This window comes from Cellulomonas chitinilytica (assembly GCF_016862675.1).
GTDB lineage: Bacteria > Actinomycetota > Actinomycetes > Actinomycetales > Cellulomonadaceae > Cellulomonas > Cellulomonas chitinilytica.
Genome location: NZ_BONK01000029.1, coordinates 1 through 3,241 on the forward strand (window position 1 = coordinate 1; position 3,241 = coordinate 3,241).

Sequence of the window (3,241 nt, forward strand, 5' to 3'; positions counted from 1 at the left end):
TGACGCCGGTGCCATCGCCGTCGCGACCAGCGCAGTCGCTGCGCCGATGCTGAGCAGGGCCCGCAGGGTCCGCCGGCGCCGGGGGGCGTCGCGGTGGGTGGTCAATCGATCGAACATGTGCACTCCTTTGTGCTGAAAAAGGGCGCCGGGCATTCAAGGAATGCATTCCGGTGCACGCGCGTCGGAAATGGCTCGTTCCACTTCCGGGCGGCCCGCGTCAGGCCATGGCGCTCGACGTCGAAGCCGTTCCTGGGCAATTGTTCAGGGCGCTACGACTCGCGTCAAGGCTTTGTTAGACTTTCCCATTGTTTCGATAGCGGGGCATTGTTTCGATAGTCCCGCATTGTGTCGACAGGGCCCTGGGCCCCGGCAGTCCGTACGGTGGCCGGGTGGACCCCGTCACGCCGACCGCGCCCCCGCTCACCGGCCGCGTGATCCTGTCCCAGGACTGGGTGCGGCTGAGCTTCCTGCACTGGCGGGTCGACCCCGAGATCGTCGCGCCGCTGCTCCCGCCCGGCACCCGGCCCGACGAGCACGACGGCTCGTCGTGGGTCGGGCTCATCGCGTTCCGGATGGAGCGGTTCGCCGTCGCACCCGGACCCGCCCTGCCGTGCGTCGGCACGTTCCCCGAGATCAACGTCCGCCTCTACACCGTCGACGACGACGGCCGGCGCGGCGTCCTGTTCCGCTCGCTCGAGGCGTCGAGCGCCGTCGTCGTGCTCGGCGCCCGGACCGTGATGAACGTGCCGTACGAGTGGGCGCGGATGTCCATCCGCCGCACCGGGGACGCGATCGACTACCGCTCGACGAGGCTCACGGGTGCGAAGCCGTCGACCCGCATCGTCGTGCGGCCCACCCGTGAGCCCGTCGTCGGCGACCCGCTCGCGGACTTCCTCACCGCCCGGTGGGGCATGCACACCCGGATCGCCGGCCGCACCCGGTTCGTGCCCAACGAGCACGAGCCGTGGCCGCTGCGTCGTGCCACCCTCGTCGACCTCGACGACGAGCTCGTCGCCGCCGGTGGGCTGCCCGGGATCGCGACCCGCCCGCCGGACTCCGTGCTGTACTCGCCCGGCGTGCACGCCCGGTTCGCCGCGCCGAGCTAGTCCCGAGCCGGCCCTGCTGCACCCTGGGCGGCGTGTGACCTGCTGCCCTACAGTCGGCTGCATGCTGATCCTCGGCCTGATCCTGTTCGGCATGCTCGTCGGTGCCGCTGCCCAGCTCATCCTCGGACGGCAGTCCGGGCGGATCGACTGGACCATGGCGATCGTCGCCGGTCTCGTCGGCTCGTTCGTCGGCGGCCTGCTCGCGAGCCTCGTCGCGGGGGACGGGCTCGAGCTGCGGGCGAGCGGGATCATCGGCTCGATCGTCGGCGCCGTGATCGTGACGGCGATCTGGCGCTGGGCCCGAGGTCGCTCCGCCGCCTGATCCTGCGGTTCGCCCCACGTGCGGGTGGGGGTGCCGGTGGCCGCCGGCACCCCCACCCGCACGTGCGTCAGGCCGTCGCGCAAGTGGCGCTCGGCGTGCTGCTGTTGCCGTTCTTGTAGACGGTGATGCCGAAGTTGTTGCCGGAGCCGTTCGACCGGGCGGTCACCGTGCTGCCGCTGGACGAGACGGACGCGTTCCAGCTGTTCTGCAGCGCCTGGCTGCCGTTGAGCCGGATCGTGACGACCCACGAGCTCGCGCCGCTGACCGCGAGGTTCACGTTGAACCGGTCGGTCCAGTCGTTGGCCTTCGTGACCGTGACCGTGCAGCTCCCGCCGCCGCCCGTCGGGGGAGGCGTCGTCGGCCCACCGCCACCGGAGCCGGACGGGGCGACCGCACGGCCCGTGCTCGACGAGATGTGCCCCGGGCACAGGTTCCGGGACTTGAGGTCGTTGAGGATGTTCGGCAGCGCCTGCTGGGTCGCGGCCGGCCAGTCGTGCATGAGGATGATCTGGCCGTTCGTCAGCCGGGCCGCCGCCTGGCGGATCGTGGCGGCGCTGGCGTTGTTCCAGTCGGTCGAGTCGACGTCCCAGATGATCTCCCGCAGGCCGAGCGACGACTCGACGGCCCGCAGCGTCGCGTTGGACTCGCCGTACGGCGGCCGGAACAGGGTCGGGGTGACGCCCGCGGTCTGCTGGATGGCCTGCTGGGTCCGCGAGAGCTGCGACTGGATGTCGGACTGGCTCATGTTGATCAGGTGCGGGTGGTCCCAGCTGTGGTTCGCGATCTGCAGGCCCGCGTTCTTGTAGGCCTGCATGAGCGACGGGTTGTTCGACGCGTTCTGGCCGGTCGGGAAGACCGTGGCCGTCGCGCCGGCCGAGGTCAGGGTGCTGATCAGCTGGTTCGTGGTGCCGGCGTTGGGCCCGTCGTCGAACGTGAGGCCGACGTAGCCGGCCGAGCAGCTGCCCGACCAGGCCGCGGTGGCCGGCTGTGCGGCGACCACGGCGCCGGCGGCCAGAGCGGTCGACGCCGCGAGGCCGAGGAGGGCGCGCACCGATCGGCGGCGCCGGGTGCTGGCGGTCGAGAGGGGACTGCGGGACATCGTGCACTCCTTCGTGCTGGTGTCGAGGGACGGGGCGCGCGAGGCAGGGGCGCCGGCGAGGCCGGCGCCCCCGTCGCACATCGGTCAGGACGTCGAGCAGCTGGCCGACGGGGTCGTGCTGTTCCCGTTCTTGTAGAGCGTGATCCCGAAGCTGTTCCCGGATCCGTTCGGTCTGGCGGTGACGGTCGAGCCGTTGCTGGAGACGGAGGCGTTCCAGCTGCTCTGCACGGACTGGCTGCCGTTGAGCCGCACCGTGACGACCCACGAGCTGCTGCCGCTCACCGCGAAGGTGACGTTGAACCGGTCGGACCACTCGTCGGCCCGGGTGACGCTCACCGAGCAGCTGCCGCCTCCGCCGCTCGGTGGCGGCGTGGTGCTGCCGCCTCCCCCGCTGCTCGAGCTCGAGCACGTCGCGCTCGGCAGGGAGCTGTTGCCGTTCTTGTAGAGGGTCAGCCCGAACGAGTTGCCGGAGCCGTTCGGCGTGATGGTGCGGGTGCTGCCGCTGCCGCTCACGTTGGCGTTCCAGCTGTTCTGCACGGACTGGCTGCCGTTGAGGGTGGTGGTCACGGTCCAGCTGTTGCTGCCGCTGACGGTGTAGTTGACGTTGAACCGGTCGGACCACTCGTCGCCCTTGGTGACGCTCACGGTGCAGCCGTTGTTGCCCCCGCCGCCGTTGTTCGGGGGAGGTGTGGTCGTCCCGCCGCCGCCGCCGTT

General features: G+C 71.0%; 3 protein-coding genes and 1 pseudogene. 2 read left to right on the forward strand and 2 right to left on the reverse strand.

Features of this window, described 5'->3' with window-relative positions; genetic code table 11:
• Positions 1 to 389: 389 nt before the first annotated feature.
• On the forward strand, positions 390 to 1,106 hold the full coding sequence (locus Cch01nite_RS22475; protein ID WP_239071247.1) for a YqjF family protein: 717 nt from the start codon (positions 390 to 392) through the stop codon (positions 1,104 to 1,106).
• Between the two features lie 61 nt (positions 1,107 to 1,167).
• Positions 1,168 to 1,428, forward strand: coding sequence for a GlsB/YeaQ/YmgE family stress response membrane protein (locus tag Cch01nite_RS22480; RefSeq protein WP_203758753.1), 261 nt, complete (start codon positions 1,168 to 1,170; stop codon positions 1,426 to 1,428).
• Positions 1,429 to 1,495: 67 nt separating this feature from the next.
• On the opposite strand, the gene Cch01nite_RS22485 is transcribed toward Cch01nite_RS22480, so the two are convergent.
• Positions 1,496 to 2,527: a polysaccharide deacetylase family protein gene (locus Cch01nite_RS22485; protein WP_239071259.1), complete on the reverse strand. Its 1,032-nt coding sequence runs from the start codon at positions 2,525 to 2,527 to the stop codon at positions 1,496 to 1,498.
• Between the two features lie 84 nt (positions 2,528 to 2,611).
• Positions 2,612 to 3,241 (reverse strand): annotated as a pseudogene (locus Cch01nite_RS22490) (cellulose binding domain-containing protein); the annotation flags it as partial.